The organism is Kitasatospora purpeofusca, assembly GCF_036010405.1.
Taxonomy (GTDB): Bacteria; Actinomycetota; Actinomycetes; order Streptomycetales; family Streptomycetaceae; genus Kitasatospora; species Kitasatospora purpeofusca.
The window spans coordinates 5,964,525-5,989,025 of sequence record NZ_CP108561.1; the positions used below are offsets into that span (position 1 = coordinate 5,964,525).

22 protein-coding genes, 1 tRNA gene and 1 riboswitch are annotated in these 24,501 nt (G+C 73.3%); of the genes, 13 read left to right on the plus strand and 10 right to left on the minus strand.

The window, feature by feature from the left end; translation table 11 throughout:
• Positions 1-53 precede the first annotated feature (53 nt).
• Both OG715_RS26225 and OG715_RS26230 read left to right on the plus strand, forming a co-directional pair.
• A tRNA-Met gene (locus OG715_RS26225) sits at positions 54-127 on the plus strand.
• A 357-nt stretch (positions 128-484) separates the two neighbouring features.
• The gene (locus tag OG715_RS26230) at positions 485-2,452 is read left to right on the plus strand and encodes a tetratricopeptide repeat protein (protein WP_266271382.1); all 1,968 of its coding nucleotides are present in this window, start codon (positions 485-487) and stop codon (positions 2,450-2,452) included.
• Between the two features lie 51 nt (positions 2,453-2,503).
• Here the strand turns inward: OG715_RS26230 and OG715_RS26235 are convergent, their stop codons facing one another.
• Complete coding sequence (locus OG715_RS26235; RefSeq protein ID WP_045939097.1) at positions 2,504-2,923, minus strand: Fur family transcriptional regulator; 420 nt, start codon at positions 2,921-2,923, stop codon at positions 2,504-2,506.
• A gap of 104 nt (positions 2,924-3,027) precedes the next feature.
• Here OG715_RS26235 and OG715_RS26240 point away from each other — a divergent pair, with 104 nt between their 5' ends.
• Positions 3,028-4,506, plus strand: a complete 1,479-nt coding sequence (locus tag OG715_RS26240) for a catalase (protein WP_266271383.1) — start codon at positions 3,028-3,030, stop codon at positions 4,504-4,506.
• A 133-nt stretch (positions 4,507-4,639) separates the two neighbouring features.
• Here the strand turns inward: OG715_RS26240 and hisN are convergent, their stop codons facing one another.
• From hisN to OG715_RS26265, 5 genes are all read right to left on the minus strand, one after another.
• A complete protein-coding gene (gene hisN / locus OG715_RS26245) occupies positions 4,640-5,437 on the minus strand; it encodes a histidinol-phosphatase (RefSeq protein WP_045939099.1) in 798 nt (265 codons plus the stop codon).
• 70 nt (positions 5,438-5,507) lie between these two features.
• A complete protein-coding gene (locus tag OG715_RS26250; protein WP_053652000.1) occupies positions 5,508-5,831 on the minus strand; it encodes a DMT family transporter in 324 nt (107 codons plus the stop codon).
• Positions 5,832-5,994: 163 nt separating this feature from the next.
• Entirely contained in the window at positions 5,995-7,050 is a 1,056-nt protein-coding gene (gene rsgA / locus OG715_RS26255) for a ribosome small subunit-dependent GTPase A (protein ID WP_266271384.1), read from the minus strand.
• A gap of 15 nt (positions 7,051-7,065) precedes the next feature.
• Positions 7,066-8,397, minus strand: a complete 1,332-nt coding sequence (gene aroA, locus OG715_RS26260; RefSeq protein WP_266271385.1) for a 3-phosphoshikimate 1-carboxyvinyltransferase — start codon at positions 8,395-8,397, stop codon at positions 7,066-7,068.
• Positions 8,398-8,529: 132 nt separating this feature from the next.
• Entirely contained in the window at positions 8,530-9,246 is a 717-nt protein-coding gene (locus OG715_RS26265; RefSeq protein ID WP_266271386.1) for a M50 family metallopeptidase, read from the minus strand.
• A 117-nt stretch (positions 9,247-9,363) separates the two neighbouring features.
• On the opposite strand from OG715_RS26265, the gene OG715_RS26270 reads away from it, so the two are divergent.
• The 8 genes from OG715_RS26270 (at position 9,364) to def (ending at position 17,502) form a co-directional block, all read left to right on the plus strand.
• The gene (locus tag OG715_RS26270; RefSeq protein WP_266271387.1) at positions 9,364-10,122 is read left to right on the plus strand and encodes an SOS response-associated peptidase; all 759 of its coding nucleotides are present in this window, start codon (positions 9,364-9,366) and stop codon (positions 10,120-10,122) included.
• 91 nt (positions 10,123-10,213) lie between these two features.
• Positions 10,214-10,870, plus strand: coding sequence for an alpha/beta hydrolase family protein (locus tag OG715_RS26275; RefSeq protein ID WP_266271388.1), 657 nt, complete (start codon positions 10,214-10,216; stop codon positions 10,868-10,870).
• Positions 10,871-11,207: 337 nt separating this feature from the next.
• Entirely contained in the window at positions 11,208-11,951 is a 744-nt protein-coding gene (locus OG715_RS26280; RefSeq protein WP_380305009.1) for a sigma-70 family RNA polymerase sigma factor, read from the plus strand.
• Complete coding sequence (gene rsrA / locus OG715_RS26285) at positions 11,948-12,322, plus strand: mycothiol system anti-sigma-R factor (protein WP_266271389.1); 375 nt, start codon at positions 11,948-11,950, stop codon at positions 12,320-12,322. Before OG715_RS26280 ends, rsrA begins: the two co-directional genes overlap by 4 nt.
• 300 nt (positions 12,323-12,622) lie before the next feature.
• A complete protein-coding gene (locus OG715_RS26290; RefSeq protein WP_266271390.1) occupies positions 12,623-14,140 on the plus strand; it encodes an HD-GYP domain-containing protein in 1,518 nt (505 codons plus the stop codon).
• A gap of 80 nt (positions 14,141-14,220) precedes the next feature.
• On the plus strand, positions 14,221-15,498 hold the full coding sequence (locus tag OG715_RS26295) for an HD domain-containing protein (protein ID WP_266271838.1): 1,278 nt from the start codon (positions 14,221-14,223) through the stop codon (positions 15,496-15,498).
• A 333-nt stretch (positions 15,499-15,831) separates the two neighbouring features.
• Positions 15,832-16,821, plus strand: a complete 990-nt coding sequence (locus OG715_RS26300; RefSeq protein WP_266271391.1) for a tetratricopeptide repeat protein — start codon at positions 15,832-15,834, stop codon at positions 16,819-16,821.
• A gap of 42 nt (positions 16,822-16,863) precedes the next feature.
• Positions 16,864-17,502 (plus strand): peptide deformylase, encoded by a 639-nt coding sequence (gene def / locus OG715_RS26305; RefSeq protein ID WP_266271393.1) that lies wholly within the window; start codon positions 16,864-16,866, stop codon positions 17,500-17,502.
• A 77-nt stretch (positions 17,503-17,579) separates the two neighbouring features.
• Here the strand turns inward: def and OG715_RS26310 are convergent, their stop codons facing one another.
• On the minus strand, positions 17,580-18,014 hold the full coding sequence (locus OG715_RS26310; RefSeq protein ID WP_266271394.1) for an ATP-binding protein: 435 nt from the start codon (positions 18,012-18,014) through the stop codon (positions 17,580-17,582).
• A 232-nt stretch (positions 18,015-18,246) separates the two neighbouring features.
• On the opposite strand from OG715_RS26310, the gene OG715_RS26315 reads away from it, so the two are divergent.
• On the plus strand, positions 18,247-19,101 hold the full coding sequence (locus tag OG715_RS26315) for a helix-turn-helix domain-containing protein (protein ID WP_266271395.1): 855 nt from the start codon (positions 18,247-18,249) through the stop codon (positions 19,099-19,101).
• A 20-nt stretch (positions 19,102-19,121) separates the two neighbouring features.
• Positions 19,122-19,331, plus strand: a complete 210-nt coding sequence (locus OG715_RS26320) for a DUF397 domain-containing protein (protein WP_266271396.1) — start codon at positions 19,122-19,124, stop codon at positions 19,329-19,331.
• A 66-nt stretch (positions 19,332-19,397) separates the two neighbouring features.
• Here OG715_RS26320 and OG715_RS26325 read toward each other — a convergent pair whose 3' ends face one another.
• The 3 genes from OG715_RS26325 to OG715_RS26335 form a co-directional block, all read right to left on the minus strand.
• On the minus strand, positions 19,398-20,393 hold the full coding sequence (locus tag OG715_RS26325; RefSeq protein WP_266271839.1) for a ribonucleotide-diphosphate reductase subunit beta: 996 nt from the start codon (positions 20,391-20,393) through the stop codon (positions 19,398-19,400).
• A gap of 20 nt (positions 20,394-20,413) precedes the next feature.
• Entirely contained in the window at positions 20,414-22,834 is a 2,421-nt protein-coding gene (locus OG715_RS26330; RefSeq protein WP_266271840.1) for a ribonucleoside-diphosphate reductase subunit alpha, read from the minus strand.
• Positions 22,835-23,018: 184 nt separating this feature from the next.
• A riboswitch (cobalamin riboswitch) is annotated at positions 23,019-23,180 on the minus strand.
• Between the two features lie 61 nt (positions 23,181-23,241).
• The gene (locus OG715_RS26335; RefSeq protein WP_266271397.1) at positions 23,242-24,489 is read right to left on the minus strand and encodes a GH12 family glycosyl hydrolase domain-containing protein; all 1,248 of its coding nucleotides are present in this window, start codon (positions 24,487-24,489) and stop codon (positions 23,242-23,244) included.
• Between the last annotated feature and the right edge of the window lie 12 nt (positions 24,490-24,501).

The following is a 24,501-nucleotide window of genomic DNA, read 5'->3' on the forward strand; positions in this document are numbered from 1 at the left end:
GCGCCGACCGATTTCGGCCCCACCCCGCGCCCGTGCTACAGTTCAACTACCGACGCGGGGTGGAGCAGCTCGGTAGCTCGCTGGGCTCATAACCCAGAGGTCGCAGGTTCAAATCCTGTCCCCGCTACTCAGTAGCAACGAAGGCCCGGAGGACTCGTCCTCCGGGCCTTCGTCGTTCGTCAGCACGGGTGGCCGGAAACGCTCCGGTACCATCGAGCGTCGCCAAGGACGACGGCAACGGGGTTTGTGAGGGGCGAGTGTCGGGAAATCGACAAAGCGCCGAAGCAATCTCGTCGGCTCAGGTCCGCCTCGCCGAATTCGGCCGGGGCAGGTGTACGCGGGTTGCGGGTGATGCGACGATGGGACACATGGGGGACGTTGCACGGCCGCTGAGCGGCCGTCGGGTCGATGCGGCCCCCGTCAAGTGCCCCCGGCCCAGGGCCGGAGGACGACGCCGCGACACTCTGGGGGAGCGGGAGTCGGCATGAGGCTGATCGGCAGGAACGGGACGGGAGCAGGGCCGGCGGCGACCACCGAGGCGGACACCGAGACCTGGGCGGAGAGCCCCGAACGGCGGCCCGGCGCCCTGCCCGCGCAGCGCACCAGCGGCCTGGCCGAGCGTCGGCCTGCGGGCGGCTACGGCCCGGACTCCCTGGTGCACGTCCCGGCCGGCGGCCTCGCCGCCGCGCTCGGCGCCCGCGGCGCGTCCGACGGCCAGGCCGGCCCGGACGTCGAGGGCGACCCCGGCTTCGACTCGGCGAGCTTCGAGACCGCGCTCGCCGCCCGCGAGCAGGCCGCCCTGGAGGCCCGGCACCGGCGCGCCGCCGACGACGGCGACCCGGACGCGGCCTCCCGGCTCGGCACCCTGCTGCTGCGCCGCGGCGACCTGGCGGACGCCGAACCCTATCTGCGCGCCGCCGCCGCGGCGGGCCTGCGCGCGGCCGCCAACAACCTGGGCGTGCTGCTGCACCAGCGGGGCCACCGGGCCGAGGCCGCCCAGTGGTGGCGCCAGGCGGCGGTGGCCGGCAGCGCGCCGGCCGCGCACGCGCTCGGCCTGCAACTGCGCGACCAGGGCGAGGAGGAGGCGGCCGAGTACTGGCTGCACTTCGCCGCCGACCACGGCCACCCGCTGGGCGCCTACGCGCTGGGCGACCTCATGGAGCACCGCCGGGACGTCCGCGCCGAGCGCTGGTTCAAGGTGTCCGCGGACGCCGGGCACCGGGAGGGCGCCTACCGGCTGGCCCGGATGCGCGAGGCGGCGGGGGACAAGGAGACCGCCGAGGCCTGGTACCGGATCGCCGCCGCCCGCAGCCACGCCCGGGCCGCGCTGCGGCTGGGCGTGCTGCTGGAGGACCGGTCCGGCGGGGAGGCGCCGCTGCTGGACGAGGCCGCCCGCTGGTACCGGCAGTCGGCGCAGAACGGCGAGCCGCGGGCCGCGTGCGCGCTGGGCTACCTGCTGCGCGACTCCGGGGACCTCGGCGCGGCCGCCGAGTGGTGGCAGGAGGCCGCCGAGGCGGGCGACGGCAACGCCGCGAACGCGCTGGGCGCGCTGCACGCCTCGCGCGGCGCGGCCGCCGAGGCGGAGCGCTGGTACCGCAGCGCGCTGGAGGCCGGCGACCACAACGGCGCCTTCAACCTGGGGCTGCTGTGCGCCGGGGCGGGCCGCGACCAGCAGGCCGAGCAGTGGTACCGCCGGGCCGCGTACGCCGGGCACCGGGAGGCCTGCAACGCGCTGGCCGTGGTGCTGCTGCAGCGCGGCGACGAGTCGGGCGCGGAGCCCTGGTTCTCCAGGGCCGCCGAGGCCGGCAGCGTGGACGGCGCGTTCAACCTGGGCGTGCTGCACGCCGGGCGCGGCGAGCAGCGGCAGGCGCAGGAGTGGTACGCGCGGGCCGCCGCGGAGGGGCACGGCGAGGCGGCGCTGCAACTGGCGGTCGTGCAGGAGCAGCGGGGCAACGCGGCGGGCGCGCTGGAGCGCTACCGGCAGGCGGCGGCGGGCGGTTCGGCGGAGGGCGCGTTCCGGCTGGCCTCGGTGCTGGACCGGCGCGGGGACGCGGACGCGGAGGCCGAGCACTGGTACGCGTCGGCGGCGGACGCGGGCCACCGGCGGGCGCAGGTCCGGATGGGGGTGCGGGCGGCCGAGCGGGGGGCGCTGGAGATCGCCGAGAGCTGGTACCGGCGGGCGGCGGAGGCGGGCAGCCGCAGCGCGGCGTTCAACCTGGGCCTGCTGCTGGCGCGGCAGGACAGCGAGGCCGAGGCGATGCTCTGGTACACCCGGGCGGCGGACGCCGGGCACGGGCGGGCGGCACTGCGGCTGGCCCTGCTGGCGCTGCGCCGGGGGGAGCCGGTGCAGGCGGAGGGCTGGTGCCGGCGGGCCGCGGACTACGGTCCGGCGGAGGTTGCCGAGCGGGCCGGCCGACTGCTGGGCGCGCTGCACGCGGAACTCAGCGCGTAGCGGTCCCGGCCCGGCGGTCCGATCGTCGCCGTCCTGGCGCGACGGCTGCGCTCAGGGTCTGTTCGTACACTGCGGACACAGGCCGCGATACGTGATCTCGGCGCCGGAGACGGTGAAGCCGAACCGTTCGGCCTCGGGCAGCGCGGCCAGCGGGTCCCCCAGCGGGTGGACGTCGCGGATGGCGCCGCAGCCGGAGCAGATCAGGTGCTGGTGCGCGTGGTGGGCGTTGGGGTCGTAGCGCTTGGCGCGGCCGTCGGTGGCGACCTCCAGCACCTCGCCGATGCAGACGAGTTCGCCGAGCGTGTTGTAGACGGTGGCGCGGCTGATCTCGGGCAGCCGTTCCACCGCGCGCGCGTGCACCTCGTCGGCGGTCAGGTGCACATGCTCGCCGTCGAGCACCTCGGCCACGACCCGGCGCTGCGCGGTCAGCCGCCATCCACGTCCACGAAGTCGTTCCAGCAGGTCACTCATGGACCAAGGGTAAGTGAGACTCCGAGTTTGGTTCCAGTGTTGACTTGGACAAAGTCCAAGTTAGGATCGGTTCGTCACGACCGGATCACGCGGAGGCCCCTCACATGACTACCCAGGACGAGCTGCGCCCCACCCTCACGACGGAGGCGGGTGCCCCCGTCGCCGACAACCAGAACACCGAGACCGCCGGTGTCGGCGGTCCGGCGCTGATCCAGGACCAGCTGCTGTTCGAGAAGCTCGCGCACTTCAACCGCGAGCGCATCCCGGAGCGCGTGGTGCACGCCCGCGGCGCCGCCGCCTACGGCACCTTCACGCTGACGGCCGACGTCTCGCGCTGGACCAGGGCGGCCTTCCTCTCCGAGGTCGGCAAGCAGACCGAGACCTTCCTGCGGTTCTCCACCGTCGCGGGCAACCTCGGCTCGGCGGACGCGGTGCGCGACCCGCGCGGATTCGCGCTGAAGTTCTACACCGAGGAGGGGAACTACGACCTCGTCGGCAACAACACCCCGGTGTTCTTCATCAAGGACGCCATCAAGTTCCCGGACTTCATCCACACCCAGAAGCGGGACCCGTACACCGGCTCGCAGGAGGCGGACAACGTCTGGGACTTCTGGGGCCTGTCGCCCGAGTCCACCCACCAGGTGACCTGGCTGTTCGGCGACCGGGGCATCCCCGCCTCCTACCGCCACCTGAACGGCTACGGCTCGCACACCTACCAGTGGCAGAACGAGGCCGGCGAGTACTTCTGGGTGAAGTACCACTTCAAGACCGACCAGGGCATCAAGAACCTCACCGCGGACGAGGCCAACCGGCTCGCCGGCGAGGATCCGGACAGCCACCAGCGCGACCTGCGCGAGGCCATCGAGCGCGGCGAGTTCCCGACCTGGACGGTGCAGGTCCAGGTCATGCCGGCCGAGGACGCGGCGAACTACCGCTTCAACCCGTTCGACCTGACCAAGGTCTGGCCGCACGAGGACTACCCGCCGATCGAGATCGGCAAGCTGGAGCTCAACCGCAACCCCGACAACGTCTTCGCCGAGGTCGAGCAGTCGATCTTCTCCCCGGGGCACTTCGTGCCCGGCATCGGTCCGTCCCCGGACAAGATGCTGCAGGGCCGCCTGTTCGCCTACGCGGACGCCCACCGCTACCGCGTCGGCATCAACGCCGACCACCTGCCGGTGAACCGCCCGCACGCCACCGAGGCGCTCACCAACAGCCGGGACGGCCACCTCTACGACGGCCGCCACGGCCGCCGCAAGAACTACGAGCCGAACAGCTTCGGCGGCCCGGTGGAGACCGGCCGCCCGCTGTGGGCGCCGACCCCGGTCACCGGGGCCACCGGCAACCACGAGGCGCCCTCGCACGCCGAGGACGACGACTTCGTGCAGGCGGGCAACCTCTACCGGCTGTTCTCCGAGGAGGAGAAGCAGCGGCTGGTCGCCAACCTGGCCGGCTTCATCGCCAAGGTCTCGGCCGACCGCGACGACATCGTCGAGCGGGCCGTCGAGAACTTCCGCAAGGCCGACGCCGACTACGGCCGGCGTCTCGAGACCGCGGTGCGGGAACTGCGCAAGCAGGGCTGACGCACCGCGCGGCGGGGCCCGGTGAGGGGCTCCGCCGAGCGGCGGGCCCCGGGTGCCGAGGAGAACCGGCACCCGGGGCCCGCGCCGTTACTCGCCCGCTCGCCTCCGGGGCGGGGCGGGGTTGCTCGGACGGTCAGACGCTCAGGCGGTCCAGGGCCTCCTGGTGGAGCAGGCCGTTGGAGGCGACCGCGTCGGCGCCGCCCGGGCCCGGGACGCCGTCCAGGCCGGTGAAGCGGCCGCCGGCCTCCTCGACGATGACGCTGTTCGCGGCCATGTCCCAGAGCGACAGCTCCGGCTCGGCGGCGATGTCCACCGCGCCCTCGGCGACCATCATGTAGGACCAGAAGTCCCCGTAGGCGCGGGTGCGCCAGCAGGCCCGGGTGAGGTCCAGGAACGGCTCCAGCCGGCCGCGCTCCTCCCAGCCGGACAGCGAGGAGTAGGAGAACGAGGCGTCCTCGATCCGGGAGACGCCGGAGACGTGGATCCGGGACGCCTTGGCGAGGCTGCGGCCCGCGTACGCGCCGAGGCCCTTGGCGGCCCACCAGCGGCGGTTCAGCGCGGGGGCGGAGACGATGCCGACGACGGGGCGCTCCACGCCGTCCGGGCCGTCCTCCAGCAGCGCGATCAGGGTGGCCCAGACCGGGACGCCGCGGATGTAGTTCTTGGTGCCGTCGATCGGGTCGATCACCCACCGGCGCGGGCCCGTGCCCTGCAGGCCGAACTCCTCGCCGAGCACCGCGTCGCGCGGGCGGGCCCGCTGCAGGATGCTGCGCACGAGCTCCTCGGCGGCCTTGTCGGCGTCGCTGACGGGCGTCAGATCGGGCTTGGTCTCGACCCGCAGGTCGAGTGCCTTGAAGCGCTCCAGGGTGACCGAGTCGGCCGAGTCGGCGAGGACATGGGCGAGTCGGAGATCGTCGTGGTAGTCGGCCATGCCGGAAACCCTAGCGCGGACCCGCTCCCGGACCCGGGCTCAGGCCCCGTCGGGTGTCCGTCGGTGTCCGTCAGTGGGCGGAGCCGCTGAGCTGGAGTCCGATCACCCCGGCGATGACCAGGGAGATCGAGACCAGTTTGAGCACCGAGCTGGTCTCCTCCAGGAAGAGCATGCCGTAGATCGCGGTGCCGGCCGCCCCGATCCCCGTCCACACCGCGTAGGCGGGGCCCACCGGGAGCGTCTTCAACGAGATGGTCAGCAGGCCGAAGCTGCCGAGGGCGAAGACGCAGAAGCTGACGGTGGGCCAGAGCTTGGTGAAGCCGTCGCTGAGCTTGAGGTTGATCGCGAAGCCGGTCTCCAGCAGTCCGGCCAGGATCACCAGGGCCCATGCCATCGCGTGCTCTCCCTGTCGCTCGGGGGATCGGTCGGGGACCGGTCGGGACCGGTCGGCGGGACCGGGTGCCGGGCGGACCGCGATCCGGCCCGACTTTCCTATGATCACCACGAGCGGGCGCTCCGACACCTCGAACACCGGAACCGGTCCGCCGCACCGGCCGTCAGTCGCCCTCCCGGGCCTCCTTGCTGGCGAGCAGCCGGCGCAGCGAGTACAGCCGGGCCTGGTCGGCGTGGCCGTCGGCGACCCAGGCGTCCAGCGCGCAGTCCGGCTCGTCGTGGCTGCACGCGCGCGGGCACTCGACGGTGCCGGGCTCCAGGTCGGGGAAGGCCAGGATGACCCGGGACGGGTCGATGTGGGAGAGGCCGAAGGAGCGGAAGCCGGGGGTGTCGATCACCCAGCCGGTGTCCAGCGCCTTCTTCGAACCGGGCTTGGCCCCGGGCGGCGGCGGCAGCCGCAGCGCGAGCGCCGACACCGTGGTGTGCCGGCCCCGGCCGGTGACGGCGTTGACGTGGCCGGTGACCCGCTGCCGCTCCGGGACGAGCGCGTTGACCAGGGTGGTCTTGCCGACGCCGGAGTGACCGATGAACACCGTGCTCAGCCCGCGCAGGTGCTCCCGGACGGCCTCGGCCCCGGCGCCCTCCAGTTCGTCCCTGCGGGTGACCACGTAGTCGATGCCGAGCGGGGCGTAGGACTCCAGCAGCGGTTCGGCCGGGGCCAGGTCGGCCTTGGTCAGGACGAGCAGCGGCTCCATGCCGGCGTCGTAGGCGGCGACCAGGCAGCGGTCGATCAGCCGGGGCCGGGGCTCCGGGTCGGCCAGCGCGGTGACGATGGCGAGCTTGTCGGCGTTGGCGACGACGATCCGCTCGTACGGGTCGTCGTCGTCGGCCGTGCGCCGCAGCACCGAGGTGCGCTCCTCGACCCGGACGATCCGGGCCAGGGTGTCGGCGTCCCCGGAGAGGTCGCCGACCAGGGAGACGATGTCGCCGACGACCACGCCCTTGCGGCCCAGCTCACGGGCCTTCATGGCGAGTACCTGGCGCTCCTGCTTGGTGCCCGGGTCGACCAGGCAGGTGATCCGGCCCCGGTCGACGGTGAGGACCATCGCCTCGTCGGCGTCCTCGTGCTTGGGCCGGATCCGGGTCCGCGGCCGGGAGCCCCGGCGGGCGGGGCGGTTGCGGATGTCGTCCTCGTCGGCGTCCTTGCCGTAGCGGCGCATGTGCCCAGTCCCCGCTCAGCCGCCCGCCACCGGTCCGGTGAGCAGCTCGTCCCACATGGCGGTGAAGTCCGGCAGGGTCTTGGCGGTGGTGGCCACGTTCTCGATCTGGACGCCGGGCACGGAGAGGCCGACCACGGCGGCGGCGGTCGCCAGCCGGTGGTCCTCGTAGGTGTGGAAGACGCCGCCGGTCAGCTTGCGCGGGCGGATCCGCAGGCCGTCCTCGGTCTCGCTGACGTCGCCGCCGAGGCCGTTGATCTCCTTGGCGAGCGCCGCGAGCCGGTCGGTCTCGTGCAGCCGCAGGTGGGCGATGCCGTAGAGGTGGGACTCGGAGTCGGCGAGGGCGGCGACCGCGGCGATCACCGGGGTGAGCTCGCCGACGTCGTGCAGGTCGGCCTCGATGCCGTGGATCCGGTCGCCGCCGGTGAAGCGCAGGCCCTCGTCGGTGAACTCGCAGCTGCCGCCCATCCGGGTGTACAGCTCGCGCAGCTGGTCGCCGGGCTGGGTGGTGTGCCGGGGCCAGTCGCGGACGGTGACCCGGCCGCCGGTGACCAGGGCGGCGGCGAAGAACGGCGCGGCGTTGGAGAGGTCGGGCTCGACCACCAGGTCGCGGCCGAGCAGGGCGCCGGGGGTGACCCGCCAGACGTCCTTCTCGCCGCCGTCCTCGGGGGCGTCGACCTGGACGCCGGCCAGGCGCAGCATGTCGACGGTCATCCGGATGTGCGGCAGCGAGGGGACGGGGCCGCCGACGTGCCGGATCTCGACGCCGTTGTTGTAGCGGGCGCCGGAGAGCAGCAGGGCGGAGACGAACTGGGAGGAGGCGGAGGCGTCGAGCTGGACGGTGCCGCCGTCGAGCGCGCCGGTGCCGTGCACGGTGAGCGGGAAGCTGCCGCGGCCGCCGTCCTCGATCCGGGCGCCGAGCGCGCGCAGGGCGTCGATCACGCCGTGCTGGGGGCGCTCGTGGCTGCGCGGGTCGCCGTCGAAGTGGACCGGGCCGTCGGCGAGGACGGCGAGCGGGGGCAGGAAGCGCATGACCGTGCCGGCGTTGCCGACGTCGACCGAGGCGGGGCCGCGCAGCGCGGGCGCGGGGATGACCCGCCAGGCCTCGCCGCCGCCGGTGCCGCCGGTGTCGTTGTTGACCTGCTCCTCGATGGTGACGCCGAGGGCGCGCAGGCCGTCGGCCATCAGCTGGGAGTCGCGGCTGCGCAGCGGGCGGCGCACCCAGCCCGGTCCGTCGGCGAGCGCGGCCAGCACCAGGGCCCGGTTGGTGACCGACTTGGAGCCGGGGATGGTGACGGTGGCGTCCACGGGGGTGGTCGCGACGGGGGCGGGCCACAGGGTCTCGGTCATGCCGCCAGTCTAGGGGCCGTGGTGGGGCTCGCCCGTTCGCCTCCGATGCGCGGACCGGGGCGGGTGGCGCGGGTCGGCGCGCGGGTCGGCGTGGGTCGGCGCGGGTCGGTGCGCGGGGGCGGGGCCCGGGGCTCAGAGCGGGCGCAGCAGCCAGTCGGCGCCGAGGGCGAGGGCGGCCAGGGCGGTGACGAGGAACAGCGTGACCCAGGCGAGGCCGGGGACGCCGGTGAGCCGGGCGAGCTGGTCGGCGTCGGAGTCGTGGGCCTGGCCGTGCCGGCGCTGCCGCTGGAGTTCGAGCACCGGGCGGACGGCGCCGAACAGCAGGAACCAGGTGCCGAGGTAGGCGAAGCCGGCCTGGACCTCGGTCGAGCCGAACCAGCTGACCAGGAAGAACGCGCCGCCGGTGAGCAGCACGCTGAGGAAGCCGAAGGCGTTGCGGATCCGCACCAGCAGGGCCAGCAGCAGGGCGATGGCCAGCCACAGCAGCAGGGTGATCCGGTCGGCGGCGAGCAGGGCGGCGCAGCCGAGGCCGAGCAGGGCGGGGGTGAGGTAGCCGGCCGCGGCGGTGAGGACCATGCCGGGGCCGGTGGGGCGGCCCCAGGACAGGGTGAGGCCGGAGGTGTCGGAGTGCAGCCGGATGCCGGCCAGCTTGCGTCTGGTGGCGAGCGCGGCGAGGCCGTGGCCGCCCTCGTGGGCGATGGTGACGGCGTTGCGGGCGATCCGCCACAGCGGGCGGGCGAGCACGGTGAGCAGCGCGACGGCGCCGGCGGCGAGGACGAGCCAGCCGGGCGGGTCGGGCTGGGTGCCGGTGACGGCGGTCCACAGCTCGTCGAGGGTCCTGGCGTCCATGGGTCTCCTCCGCCTCGGTTCGGCCGCTCCTTCGGTACGGCAGCCTGTCATGGAGGGGACGGCGGTCCCGGGGCGGGTGGTTCTGGGCGGAGGCCGGGACCGTGGCAAGCTGACGGCATGTGTGGTCGCTTCGCCGCGAGTAACAGGCCCGAGGACATCGTCGAGCTGTTCGGCGTGCAGCAGTGGGATCCGGCCGAGACCTTGGACCCCAGCTGGAACGTCGCCCCCACCCAGAGCGCCCTGGTGGTGCTGGAACGGCTCCCGAAGGGGGCGGCGCGGCCGGTGCGGCAGCTGCGGGCGCTGCGCTGGGGGCTGGTGCCGCAGTGGGCGAAGTCGCCGGAGTCGGCGGTGAAGATGATCAACGCGCGTTCGGACACGGTGCACGAGAAGCCCTCCTACCGGCAGGCGTTCGCGGCCCGCCGGTGCATCCTGCCGGTGGACGGTTATTACGAGTGGCAGACGGTGCCCGCGGAGCGGGGGCGGCCGAGGAAGAAGCCGTTCTTCGTGTCCCGGGCGGACGGCGCGCCGCTGGCGCTGGCGGGGCTGTACGAGTTCTGGCGCAACCGGACGGTGCCCTCGGACCACCCGGAGGGCTGGCTGGTGACGTTCACCGTGGTGACGACGGAGGCGGAGGAGCTGCTGGCGCCGATCCACGAGCGGATGCCGCTGTTCCTGGACCCGGGGTCGTTCGACGCCTGGCTGGACCCGGGGCTCGACGAGGGGGAGGCGCCGGAGCTGCGGCGGCTGCTGATACCCCCGCCGCCGGGCGCGCTGCGGGTGACGCCGGTGTCGCCGGACGTCGGCAGCATCCGCAACAACCACGCCGGGCTGACCGAGCCCTATGTCGAGGTCGAGTACGAGACCACCCTGTTCTGACCCCGCCCTGTTTCGACCCCGCCCTGTTTCGACCCCGCGCGCACCGCGTTCCTGTGCGCGCCGCCGCCGATCCGAGAGGACCGCAGTCGCCGTGACCGCCGACACCGCCCCCGTCACCCGGGAGCTCGTGCCCACGCCCGCCGGGGACGCCCGGATCACCCTGCACCCGGCGGCCGCGCCGAGGGCGGTGCTGGCACTGGGCCACGGCGCCGGCGGCGGGATCGAGGCGCGGGACCTCGCGGCGCTGGCCGCCGGGCTGCCTCCCCGCGGGGTGTCGGTGGCGCTGGTGGAGCAGCCGTGGCGGGTGGCGGGGAAGAAGGTGGCACCCGCGCCGCGCACCCTGGACACCGGGTGGACGCCGGTGGCCGAGCGGCTGGCGGCGGCCGGTCCGCCGCTGGTGGTGGGCGGCCGCAGCGCGGGCGCGCGGGTGGCCTGCCGGACCGGGGCGGCGACCGGGGCGGTGGGGGTGGTGGCGCTGGCGTTCCCGCTGCACCCGCCGGGCAAGCCGGAGCGCAGCCGGGCGGAGGAGCTGCTGGGCACGGGGCTGCCGACGCTGGTGGTGCAGGGGGCGGCGGACCCGTTCGGCGGCCCGGCCGAGTTCCCGGAGCTGCCGGCCTCGCACGGGCTGGTGGCGCTGGAGTACGGCAACCACGGCTTCGAGGTGCCGAAGCGGGCGCCGGTGGGGCAGCAGGAGCTGCTGGAGCTGATCGTCGCCGCGGTGGGGGACTGGGTGCTGCGGCTGGTGTGAGGCGGACCCGGCGGACCCGGCGGACCGCCCGGACGGGCGGGGCGCGCGGTGTGCGGAGGGCCGCGCGGAGCCGGCGCACGGGTGGCGCGGATCCGCCCGTGGGGGCCGGGAATGCGCGCGGGGCCGGCGTGGTTGACGCCCTTGTCAGCATGAGTCCCGGTGGAAGGCAGGGCAGATGGGTTCGATCGCGTGCCCCGAGCGGCTTGAGCAGCACGAGGCCGAGTCGGCGTTCGTGCCCTCCTGGTCGGACTGGATCGCCGCGGGCGAGAAGCCCGTCGGCCCGATATCCTCGCTTTCGGGGCGGCCCGCCGTGGGCCGTGTCCGTCATGCCGAGGAGGTGGGTCCGGTCGTCGGGACCGAGCACGAGGCCGAGCCGGGCCGGGGCCCGGACGAGAGCCTGCCCACGGGCGAGGCGCTCACCGGTGAGGAGCTGGCCGAGGCGATCGGTGAGGACACCTTCCGGGTGTCGGCCGAGGAGACCGAGGAGGCCCGGCGGGAGCGCTTCGAGCGCGACGCCCTGGGCTACCTGGACCCGATGTACTCGGCGGCGCTGCGGATGACCCGCAACCCGGCCGATGCGGAGGACCTCCTCCAGGAGGCGTTCGCGAAGGCGTACGCGTCCTTCCACCAGTTCCGCGAGGGCACCAACCTCAAGGCCTGGCTGTACCGCATCCTCACCAACACGTTCATCAACTCGTACCGCAAGAAGCAGCGGGAGCCCCAGCGCACCGCCGCCGAGGAGATCGAGGACTGGCAGCTGGCCCGGGCCGAGTCGCACATGTCGACCGGTCTGCGCTCGGCGGAGACCCAGGCCCTGGACCACCTTCCGGACAGCGATGTGAAGGACGCCCTCCAGGCCATTCCGGAGGAGTTCCGCATCGCCGTCTATCTCGCGGACGTCGAGGGCTTTGCGTACAAGGAGATCGCGGACATCATGGGTACTCCCATCGGTACGGTGATGTCCCGACTGCACCGCGGCCGCCGTCAGTTGCGCGGCATGCTGGAGGATTACGCCCGTGAGCGCGGGCTGGTCCCGGCCGGTAGCGGGGCAGGGCAGGAAGCGAAGGGCTCGGGTTCATGAGCTGCGGCGATCCGCACGACACCGAGTGTGGCGAGGTCCTCGACCACCTCTACGAATTCCTCGACAACGAGATGGCCGAGGGCGACTGCGACAAGCTGCGCGTGCACTTCGAGGAGTGCTCGCCCTGCCTGAAGCAGTACGGGCTGGAGCAGGCGATCAAGGCGCTGATCAAGCGTTCCTGCGGCTGCGACGACACCCCGGCCGATCTGCGCGGCAAGGTACTGGCCAGGATCGATTCGATCCGGGCCGGGCAGCGGACGGGAGAGGCGCTGGTGGTCTCGGTCGAGACGACGATCGAGGTGCACGCCGAGGCGGTCGCCGATCCGGTCGCCGATCCGGACCGGGCCGCACAGGCGGCGGCCGGCACCTAGCGCGCTTGCGCCTCCGGCGCGGCGAACGGCGTACATCGGGACGGCCCCGGGAGCACCCGCTCCCGGGGCCGCTCCGTGTCCGCGCCCCTTCCACCCGGATGCGCCGTCACTCGTTCGAGTGAGTTGGTGGTGTGCCAGCAGCGGCATTGCGCGATCATGCGTCCCCACGCCGGAACCGCGCCCTATCCTCCTGACGGACGCTCACCGTCGCTCGTCCGCCGCCCCTCCGGCGTGCGACCGGCCGACGGGCCAGGACGGCGCGGGCCAGGACGCGGGGAGGTCGAGATCGCTACCGACAGCGTGGACACGGACCTGCCGCGGGGCGCAGCGGGCTACCTCGTGGCGGTGCCGGTGGCGGCGCTCTGCTGCCTGCTGCCGCTGCTGCCGCTCCCCGCCCCACTGGCCGGGCCGCACTGGCTGGGCGCCCCGGTGGACTGGCCCAAGGTCGGACTGCTGGCCTTCCTGCACGGCTGCTGGGAGTCGCTCGCCCAGGGGCTGCCCAGCCCCTGCCTGCGACTGGTCCGGCTGCTGCTGCGCCGCCCCCGGCCGCACGGCCGCCCGCCGGCCCGGCCCGATGTCAACGCCTTCTTCCCGGTGCTGTTCGCCGGGGTGCTGATGCTGCCGCCGGCCGCCACCGCCCTGGTCGCGGCCCCGGCCGCGCTGCTCGGCGCCGCCGAGCCGACCTGCCGCCGCCGCCAGGTGTGGAACGGCTCGCAGCTCGCGCTGTCGGCCTTCGCGGCCTCGGTGGTGTTCCACCGGCTGGCCGGTCCGCAGCTGCTGCTCGGTTCCCGGTTCCCCGCCGCACTGCTGCCCGGGTGCGCCGCGCTCGCCGCGTTCTGCCTGGTCAACGGGGTGCTGGTGGGCGTCATGCGGCTGCTGGCGGAGGGCCCCCGGCGCCCCTCGGCGCACCGCCCGCAGGCGCACCGCCCGCAGGCACACCGATCGCCGGCGCACCGTCGGACGGCCGCCGTTCCCGGTCTGCCGGTGCTGGTGCACGCGGCCGGCGGGCTGATGGTGGCGGTGCTGTGGCAGGGGCCGTACGGCGCGTTCGCGGCGCTGCTGGCCCTGCTGCCGCTGTCCATCTCGGCCTGGGTGTTCGCCCAGGGGCACCGGGAGCGCGACGCCCACCAGGCCACCGTCCAGGCGCTGGTCCAGGCGGTGGAGATCAAGGACTCCTACACCCGGGGTCACAGCGAACGGGTCGGCCGGGCCTCGGTGCTGATCGCCGGTCAGCTCGGCATGGAGCCCGAGCGGCTGCGCACCCTGCGGTACGCGGGTGTCCTGCACGACGTCGGCAAGCTCGGCGTCGCCACCGAACTGCTGCGCAGAAACGGTCCCCTCACCGAGGCCGAGCGGCGGGCGGTCGAGGTGCACCCGGTGCACGGCTACGAGCTGGTGCGCGGGATCGCCTTCCTCGGCGAGGCGCACGCGGGGATCCTGCACCACCACGAGCGGATGGACGGGCGCGGCTACCCGAGCGGGCTGGCGGGGGAGCAGATCCCCGAGTTCGCCCGGATCATCTCGGTCGCCGACGCCTTCGACTCGATGACCTCCACCCGCTCCTACCGGCGCGGCCGGCCGGTCACCGAGGCGGTCACCGAGCTGGAGCGCTGCTCGGGCAGCCAGTTCGACCCGGTGATGGTGCGGGCGCTGGTCGACGCGCTGGCCGTGCACGACTGGCAGCCGGTGCTGCCGCCGCCCGACACGATCGGGGCGGTGCCGGACATCCCGCTGGGCGTGCCCGAGCCGGTCCGGGCCGCGCCGCGCGGGGTGCCCGCCCAGGGCGGCGGCTCCGTGCCGACGGCCGGACCGTCGTGAGCGCGCGGAGGGGCGCGCGGCCGACGACGGGCGCCGGGCGCGGCGGGGACCCCGAGGGGTGCGCCGGGGTGGTGTGCGCGGTGCACGGCGCGGCGCTCGCGCTGCTGGCCGCGTCCCTCGGGGCGGTCGCGGTGCGGGGGCTGTCCACGCCCGGGGTGGCGCTGGCGTTCATGGCGCTGATCGCGCTCGGCGAGTGCGTCCGGATCACCCTTCCGGGCGATCGCGAGCAGGCGCCGATCGGGGCGGCGGGGGCGCTGGCGTACGCGCTGCTCGGTCCGCTGCGCGGGCTGCCGACCGGGCACGGGGTGCTCCAGGTGGTGGCGGTGACCGGCGCGGGCCTGCTGCTGGCGCTGCTGCCCGGGGCGCTGGCGCCGGCGCTGGGGCCGAGGCGCGGGGTCCGTCGGCGGGTGCGGGCGCCCTGGCGGGAGCGGGCCCGCCGGGACGGCGCGGCGCGGCGGCTGCTCGGGGCGGCGTTCGCGGCCGCCGTGTTCCAGCCGCTCTACAACAGCGGGGTGGTGGACCGGTTCTCGGCCGACGGCCCGGCGTACGGGGCGTTCCTGACCGCCGTGGCCGCGCTGGCCGCGCTCTGCGACGCGGTGCTGGCGGCGGTGCTGCGGCGGGCCCGCAGCGGGCTGCGGTTCCCGGCCGCGCTGGAGGACGAGCTGCGCTCGCTGTTCGGGATCGGCTCGGCGATCGCGGCCACCGGGATGCTGGTCAGCCTGGCCGCCGGGGAGGTGGGCCTGTGGGCGCTGCCGCTGTTCTGCGCGCCGCTGCTGATGGCGCAGGTGTCGTTCCGGCGGGCGGCGGCGGTGCGGGCCACCACCGGGCAGACCATCGCCAGTCTGGCCAAGGCCACCGAGGTGGCGGGCTACACGCCGCCCGGGCACGCCCGCCGGGTGGCCGACACGGCCTGCGCGGTCGGCCGGGAGCTGGGCCTGGGCACCCGGGAGCTGGCCCTGCTGGAGTACGCGGCGCTGATGCACGACGTGGGTCAGCTGTCGCTGGTGGAGCCGGTGCCGGGCGGGGCGACGGCGCTGCTGCCGGACGAGGAGCAGCAGCGGATCGCCCGGCTGGGCAGTGAGGTGATCCGGCGCACCGGGGTGCCCCGGCAGGTGGCCGAACAGGTCGCCCGGCTGGCCGATCCGCACCCCGGGCCGGAGGGCGGCGGCCGGGCGGTGCCGCTGGCGGCGCGGATCATCCGGGTGGCGAACGCGCACGACGACCTGCTGACGGCGGCCCGGGGGCGCGGGCTGGGGGAGGCGGTCGGTCGCCTGGAGGTGCTGGAGGCGCTGCGGCTGGGGCGGGGGCGGTTGTACGACGCCCGGGTGGTGGACGCGCTGGTCCGGGTCCGCGGCTGAGGCCGGGGCGGGCGCGGGGGCGCCGCAGGGGGCGCTCGCGGGCGTCTGCGGGCGCTCGTCGGGCGGCGGCGCGGCGCGCGCGGGGCGGACCCGGAGCGGGCGGGAGCCCGGGCCGGACCGGTCCGGCCCGGGGTTGAGGAGCCGGGGCGGGGCAGGCAGGCTGGGGTGGGGGCGGGTTACGGGCAACCTCGGCGGTGGGGAGCGCGGGCGGCGGCCGTCGTGGTTGGATGCGGTCGTAGCGTGGAACACCGACCCGGGGCGCCGGGCCCGTGACGCGGGAGCGGACACGGAAGCGGACACCGACTTGAGCGGACGACGACGGCAGGGACGAACGTGAGGATCTTCCACCGGGCACGGCACCGGCCGTCCGCCACCTGGCGGCAGACGACCGATCGGGCCTTCACGCTGATCGGCGACGGACGCTACGAGGACGCCGGCGCGCTGCTGGTCATGGCGGCCGACCTGGAACCGTGGCTGTCGGACTCGTGGTTCAACCTGGCGCTGCTGCACAAGTTCCGCCGCGACTGGGAGCAGGCCCGGGCCGCCGGGCTGCGGGCGGTGGCGCTGCTGGACCGCGAGCAGGGCGCCCCCGACTGGTGGAACCTCGGCATCACCGCGACCGCGCTCCAGGACTGGCCGCTGGCCCGCCGCGCCTGGCAGGCGTACGGGCTGAAGCTGCCGGGCGGCCAGGGCACGCACGGCGACGGCCCGGTCAGCCTGGACCTGGGCACCACCCCGGTGCGGCTGTCCCCGGAGGGCGAGTCCGAGGTGGTGTGGGGCCGGCGGCTGGACCCGGCCCGGATCGAGGTGCTGTCGATCCCGCTGCCGTCCTCCGGCAGACGCTGGGGCGAGGTGGTGCTGCACGACGGCGCCCCGCACGGGGAGCGGGTCACCGACGGGGTGGCGTACCCGGTGTTCGACGAGATCGAGCTGTGGGCGCCGTCGCCGGTGCCGACCTACGTGGTGCTGCTCCAGGCGGCGACCGAGGCGGACCGGGACGCGCTGGAGCGGCTGGTGGCGGACGCCGGCTACGCGGCCGAGGACTGGACGTCCTCGGTGCGGCTGCTGTGCCGGGCCTGTTCGGAGAGCCGGATGGCCACGGACGACGGGAACACCGCCCACCACGACCCGCACGACGACGGCGACGCCGCGCACCCGGGCCACCTCAGCCACCTGAGTACGGGCGCGGGCGGGATGTCCTGGCTGGCCGAACGCGAGTGCGGGATCGCGGCGCCCGCGCACCTGGTGCGGACCCTGCTGGACCGCTGGGCGGCGGCCGCCCCCGGGACCCGGGCGTACCGGGATCTCGAAGAGGTCTGCTGAGTACCCTGGTGAGGTACGCGTAGTCCTATGGAAGCGGAAGACATGGCCGAGCAGCACGACCACGAGCACGAGCACGACGTGGAGGGGGCGGCGCCCGAGGCGCCGGTGAAGGTGGTCGGAGCGGAGCCGGACCTGACCAAGGGCACCGCGCGCCCGATCACCGTGTTCGGCAACCCCGTGCTGCACCGCGAGGTCAAGGACGTGACCGCGTTCGACGGCGAGCTGTCCTCGCTGATCGACGACATGTTCCAGTCGATGTACGCGGCGGAGGGCGTGGGCCTGGCCGCCAACCAGATCGGCGTCGACCTCAAGGTCTTTGTCTACGACTGCCCGGACGACGAGGGCGTGCGCCACATCGGCCACATGATCAACCCGGTGCTGGAGGAGTTCCCGAAGGACCGCCAGCGGGTCCTGGACGACGGCAACGAGGGCTGCCTGTCGGTGCCGACCGCCTACGCCGAGCTGCCGCGCCCCGAGTACGCCGCGGTGACCGGCCAGGACAAGGACGGCAACCCGATCCGCGTCGAGGGCACCGGCTTCTTCGCCCGCTGCCTCCAGCACGAGACCGACCACCTGTACGGCTTCCTCTACATCGACAAGCTGTCGAAGCGCGACCGCAAGGACGCGCTGAAGCAGATGGGCGAGGGCACGCCGCGCTACGCGACCGTCCCGAACGTGTAGCTGCGAGCCGAAGCAAGTCGAAGGCCGGCGCGGAGGATCCGCGCCGGCCTTCGGGCGTCCGCGGGCGATCGGGTGCGTCAGGCGGCGGCCTCGGCGGAGATGTGGCACCAGACGAACTTGCCGATGCCGCCGACGCGGGGGCAGCAGCCCCACTGGGCGGCCAACTCGTGGACGAGGAGCAGTCCTCGGCCGGCCTCCTCGGAGTCGGAGGCGTCGCGGAGGGCGGGCTTCTCGCTGTCGGCGTCGTGGACCTCGATGCGGAGGAGGCTGTCGGCGAGCCCGAAGCGGACCTGGATCAGGCGGCCGCGGGCGGTCCGGGCGTGCTGGACGGAGTTGGTGACCAGCTCGGAGAGCAGCAACTCGCCGGTGGGGAGCAGGTTTTCGCTGTCGGGGTGGTCGGCGAGGAAGGAACGGAGTTCGCGGCGGGCGGCGCCCGGGGACTTCCGGTGCCGGGGGAGCCAGCAGGCGTGCTCGGCGGGGGAGGGGGGAGTGGCGGAGACGGTTTCAGGCATGGCGGGGCCACCTCCGAGGGGCGTGGGGTGAAGACGGCTGAAGAAGGCATGGAAATGCCGGGCAGTGAGTCCGCCATGATCACTCTGTGTGGCAGTGCTCACTACTTCAGGTAGCATGCACCCGCACTGCTGCCATCTGCAACCGAAACGAATGCAACGATGCAGATTCTGGTTCACTGGATTGACGAATCGTCACGAGGCAGACTGGGGCTGCCAGGGAGAGGACCTACGCATGGCTGATGAACCGAGGCCAACCGTCCGTGCCCGCCGACTCGGCTCGGAGCTCCGCCGTCTCCGCGAAGCCGTGGGCAAGGGGACCGAGGACGCGGCGCAGGCCCTTGCCTGCTCCCGCGCCAAGATCAGCCGCATAGAGACCGGGGCGTCGGGTGTTCGCCGGCTGGACCTCGGGATCCTGCTGGATCTCTACGGGGTGGCGGGGCGAGAGCGCAGTGCTCTTGAGGAGTTGTCCAGGGACAGCAAGAAGCGCGGATGGTGGCACGACTACGGCGATACGATCCCACCGGCCTACGCCGACTTCCTGGGACTCGAAGGGGATGCCCGTTACATTCGCACCTGGCAATCCATGGTCGTGCCGGGCTTGTTGCAGACCGAGCACTATGCCCGTGCGGTGTTGGAGGCCAATCCGGCTGCGGTCCGTCCGGAACGCATCGACCAACTTGTCGAGATTCGGATGGAGCGAAAGGACGTTCTCTCCAAGCCCGACCCGGCCAGATTCTCGGCGATCATCTGGGAGCCTGCGCTCAGGTGCCCGGTCGGAGGCAGGAGCGTTCAACGAACACAGCTTGAGCACCTTGCCGCAGTTGCTCAGCTTCCGAATGTCACCTTGCAGGTTGTTCCGTTGGACGTCGGTGCCACGGCCGGTGCGTGCGGAGCATTCGTGATGTTCGGCTTCACCGACTCCCCGACTCCTGGGGCGGTCTTCCTGGAGACGCTGACGAGCAGCCACTACATGGAGCAACAAGCGGAGCTGGACGGCTATGGACTGGTCTTCGAGTACCTTCGCTCATCGGCCCTGAACCCTGCGAACTCGCTGGATATGATCTCCGCAATCGCGGCGGAGATATGAGTACGAGAGGTGTGAGCGCAATGACCGTGCCGGAGATCGCTGTTCGGGACTGGTACAAGAGCAGCTACAGCGCTCAGGCGAACGACTGCGTGGAGACCGGCCGCCTCGCGCCGAGCGCGATGGCGGTCCGGGACTCCAAGGACCCCGGCGGCCCGGCCCTGGTCTTTCCGGCCGAGGCGTGGTTGTCCTTCGTCTCCGGGATCAAGGGCGGGGAGTTTCCGACCGGCTGAAACAACAGAGGTGCCCCGCACGGGCTGTGGCCGTGCGGGGCACCTCTTCCGCTCTTCCTTCTTCTCCTAGAACTCGTCGTCGAAGGCGACCGAGCCCTCGACCGCGACCTGGTACGCCGACACCCGGCGCTCGAAGAAGTTGGTCAGCTCCTGCACGTTCTGGAGCTCCATGAACCCGAACGGGTTCGTCGAGCCGTACCGGATCGGCATGCCCAGGCGCGCGAGGCGCTGGTCGGCCACGGCCTCCAGGTACTCCCGCATCGACGCGGTGTTCATGCCCGGCAGGCCCTCACCGCACAGGTCCTGGGCGAACTGGAGCTCGGCCTCGACGGCCTCCTCCAGCATCTCCGTCACCTGCTGGGCCATCTTCTCGTCGAAGAGGTCGGGCTCCTCCTCGCGCACGGTGTCGACCACCGACATCGCGAAGTCCATGTGCATGGACTCGTCGCGGAAGACCCAGTTGGTGCCCGTCGCGAGGCCGTGCAGCAGGCCGCGCGAGCGGAACCAGTACACGTACGCGAACGCGCCGTAGAAGAACAGCCCCTCGACACACGCCGCGAAGCAGATCAGGTTCAGCAGGAACGCCCGCCGGTCGTCCTTGCTCTGCAACGAGTCGATGTGGTCGACCGCGTTCATGTACTTGAAGCAGAACTGCGCCTTCTGGTGGATCGACGGAATGTTCTCCACCGCCGCGAAGGCCGCGTTGCGGTCCTCCGGGTCCGGAAGGTACGTGTCCAGCAGCGTCAGGTAGAACTGGACGTGCACCGCCTCCTCGAAGAGCTGACGGCTCAGGTACAGCCGCGCCTCCGGGGAGTTGATGTGCTTGTACAGGCTCAGCACCACGTTGTTGGAGACGATCGAGTCACCGGTCGCGAAGAACGCGACCAGGCGGCCGATCATGTGCCGCTCGCCCTCACTCAGCTTCGCCAGGTCGGCGACGTCCGAGTGCAGGTCCACCTCCTCCACCGTCCAGGTGTTCTTGATGGCGTCGCGGTACCGGTCGTAGAACGACGGGTAGCGCATCGGGCGCAGCGTCAGCTCGAAACCGGGGTCGAGCAGCATCTTCTCGCGGTCGGGGGTGCTCACTGGCAGGCCTCGCAGGACTCGGGGTTCTCCAGGGAGCAGGCCAGCGCGGCCTCCTCCTCCGGGGTGAGGGTCGGGGCGCCCGCGGTGACGGTCTGGGCCGGCACCGGCGCGGCGGCGCGGGCGGCACCCGACGCGGCCTGGGCGATCCGGGTCGCCGGGCGCGAACGCAGGTAGTAGGTGGTCTTCAGACCGACCTTCCACGCGTAGGCGTACATCGAGCTGAGCTTGCCGATGGTCGGCGCGGCCATGAACAGGTTCAGCGACTGGCTCTGGTCGATGTACGGCATCCGGGCGGCGGCCAGGTCGATCAGCGCGCGCTGCGGAAGCTCCCAGGCGGTGCGGTACAGCGAGCGGACCTCCTCGGGCAGCCAGCCGAGCTCCTGCACGGAGCCGTTGGCGTCGCGCAGCGCGTCCCGGGTCTGCTGGTCCCAGACGCCGAGCTCCTTGAGCTCGCGCACCAGGTACGGGTTGACCTGGAGGAACTCGCCGGAGAGGGTCTCGCGCTTGAACAGGTTGGACACCTGCGGCTCGATGCACTCGTAGACACCGGCGATCGAGGCGATCGTGGCGGTCGGCGCGATCGCCAGCAGCAGCGAGTTGCGCAGGCCGGTCGCGGCGATGCGGGTGCGCAGCGCCTCCCAGCGGTCGGCCCACTCGGGCGCGGCGCTCGGGAAGTGGTCGATGTGCAGCTCGCCGCGGGCGGCGCGGGTCTCCTCGTACGCCTCGTGCTGGCCCAGCTGCTCGGCCAGGTCGGCGGAGCGCTCGTAGGCGGTGAGCATGATGCGCTCGGAGATCAGCGTGGAGAGCGTCTTGGCCTCGGCGGAGTCGAAGTCGATCCGCAGCTGGAAGAAGACGTCCTGCAGGCCCATCACACCGAGGCCGACCGGGCGCCAGCGGTTGTTGGAGGCGCCGGCCTCGGGGGTCGGGTAGAAGTTGATGTCCACCACGCGGTCGAGGAAGGTGACGGCGGTGCGCACGGTGGCGTCCAGCCGGTCCCAGTCCATCGCGTTCAGCAGGTCGGCGGCGGTGGCGCCGGCGGCGACGTGGGCACCGAGGTTGACCGAGCCGAGGTTGCAGACCGCGGTCTCGGAGTCGTCGGTGACCTCCAGGATCTCGGTGCAGAGGTTGGAGCTGTGCACCGTGCGGCCCGGCAGCGCGGTCTGGTTGGCGGCGCGGTTGGAGGCGTCCTTGAAGGTCATCCAGCCGTTGCCGGTCTGCGCCAGGGTGCGCATCATCCGGGCGTAGAGGGTCTGCGCGGGGATGATGCGGACGGCCTTGCCGGCCAGCTCGGCCTTCAGGTACGCCTCGTCGAACTCGGCGCCCCACAGGTCGACCAGCTCGGGGACGTCGGCGGGGGAGAACAGCGACCAGTCGGCGTTGGCGTTGACCCGGCGCATGAACTCGTCCGGGATCCAGTGCGCCAGGTTCAGGTTGTGGGTGCGGCGCGCCTCCTCACCGGTGTTGTCGCGGAGCTCCAGGAACTCCTCGATGTCCGCGTGCCAGGTCTCCAGGTAGACGCAGGCCGCGCCCTTGCGGCGGCCGCCCTGGTTGACGGCGGCGACCGAGGAGTCGAGGGTGCGCAGGAACGGCACGATGCCGTTGGACTTGCCGTTGGTGCCGCGGATCAGCGAGCCGCGCGAGCGGATCCGGGAGTAGGACAGGCCGATGCCGCCGGCGTGCTTGGACAGCCGGGCGATCTGCGCGTAGCGGGAGTAGATCGAGTCCAGGTTGTCCAGCGGCGAGTCCAGCAGGTAGCAGCTGGACATCTGCGGGTGCCGGGTGCCGGAGTTGAAGAGGGTCGGCGAGGAGGTCAGGTACTCCAGCCGGCTCATCAGGCGGTACAGCTCGGCCACCTCGCGCACCGACTGCTCGGTGTCGCCGACCGCCAGGCCACAGGCGACACGGAGCAGGAAGTGCTGCGGGGTCTCGACGACCTTGCGGGTGATCGGGTGGCGCAGCAGGTAGCGGCTCTGGACGGTGCGCAGGCCGAAGTACTCGAAGCGGTCGTCGCCCTTGGCGTCGATCAGCGCGTCCAGGGTGGCGGTGTGCTTGGCGACGAAAGCGGCGGTGGTGTCACCGATCAGGCCCTCGGCGTGGCCGACGGCGATCGAGGTGGAGAACGAGAGCACGCCCTGGCTCGCCGCCTCGTCGACGATCTCCAGCGCGAGCAGCCGGGCCGCGAGCTTCGAGTACTGCGGGTCCTCGGCGATCATCGACGCGGCGGCGTCGACGGCGAGTCCGCGCAGCTCGGCGAAGTCCGAGCCGGCGTGGCGGCCGCGGAGCGCGGCGGCGGCGACATGACCGGGGTCCACCTGGGGGAGGTCGGCGCTGCGGTCGGTGAGAATGCGCAGGAGCGCACCGCCCGGGTCGGCGACCGTCGGGTCGACGGTGACGGAGCTGGAACCCTGGGCGGGCAGGACGACTGAGGCAGCGGTGGTCAAGGCGCTTCTCTCCTGGCGGCGGTCGACGGCGGTGTATCGGGGCCGGGCCGTTCGGGGCAGGGGAGTACGCCGCGCGGACCCGTGGGCGCCGCTCGCGATTCGTCCCCGGCCCGCCCGCGAGGCCCGGAAATGGTGCTGGTGCGCATGGCCTCTGCGGGGAGGCGCCGGCACGCTGTCGGCAGGTACTCGGACTCGCGGGCCCCCTCGGGAGGAGGCCGCACACCGCTGCGGGGCAGTCCCGGATTCACACCGGGTTCCCCTGCTTCGACAGCAGGAGTGAGCATACATCTAGTGGCGCTCGTCCGACGAAGCCCCACATGTAGTGTCGCGGCGCTGCGTGTCGCGGGTCGGGTGCGATAGGCTGCGGGGGCTTTCGGCGCCCCTCAGACCGGCCTGTGCCACTCCTGGGCGGGCTTGGCGGCGCACAGCCGCATCCGTACCTGGGAGCCGTTCCCGGTGCCCGTGGGGCCGGTCGCGGGGTTCTCCAGACACTTCCCGGAGTCCTCGTTCAGCAGCTGCCCGCCGTCGGTGGAGCGCCACCGCTGGTCGGGTCTGCGAGTGCAGCCGGTGAGGACCGGGAACCCGATGTCGGGGTCCTCCAGACAGCGTCCGGCCTGGCCGACCGAGCCGTCCTCGCCCATGGTCCAGCTCTGCGCCGGGGAGCCGTCGCAGGTGGCGGCGCCGACCGCGGCCGGGTCGCCGGCCACCCGGCTGTCCAGGCAGTAGCCGGGCACCGCGGAGGTGATCGCGCCGCTCGGGCGGCCTGCGGCGACCTCGAACGAGAACGCGTCGGTGCCGAGGCCCGCGCCGCCCTCCCAGATCTCGAAGCCGGCCTGGACCGCGCACAGGTACGAGCCGGCCGGGACGTAGCCGCGCTGGACCGCGTCGCGGGTGAAGGCGCGCAGGTCGAGGTCGGTGACGACGTTGGTGGCGGAGGCCGCCTCGTAGGTGATCAGGGTGTGGCTGCTCTTCTTCGGCGCCTCGTACACCCGGTAGGCCTGGCCGCCGCTGCGCAGCTCGCCGGACTGCTTGCCGAACGGCGAGGTGCCGTTGCCGCGCAGCCAGATCATCACCTCGGCACTCTCGGTGAACGAGCAGCTGCCCCGGGTGGTGCTGTACCAGAGGTCGTAGGAGGCGTTCCAGACGCCGCCGTCCACCTGGGTGGTGCGCCAGGTGCTGGTGGCGTACCGCAGGTTGTCGACGGCGATGGGCAGCGGGCTGACGCCGTCGCTGCCGAGCGGGGTGCTGATGTGGGGGTAGGCGCCGGGGCCGCGGGCCGGGTCGGTGAGGTTGCCGCGGGCGACGGCGCTGCGGGTGACGGTGAAGGCGGCGCTGTCGTTGCCGCCGTGCACGCACAGGCCGCCGGTGGCGTTCCACTCGTTGGGGTTGATGACGTAGCGCCCGGAGTCCACCGGCTGCGAGGGGTAGCGGTTCTGCGCGGTGGAGCACAGCTCGCCCGGCTCGGCGGAGCTCAGCGGGGGTGGCGGCGGGGCGACGGCGGCGGTCGAGGGGGCGCTCTCGCGCGGGATCAGCACGGCGCACAGGCAGAGCACCAGCAGGGCGGTGGGCGCGAGCCACCACCAGGCGCGCGGCCGGGGACGCCCGGGGCCGGGCAGGAACGGGCGGAGCATGCTCTTCGCCTC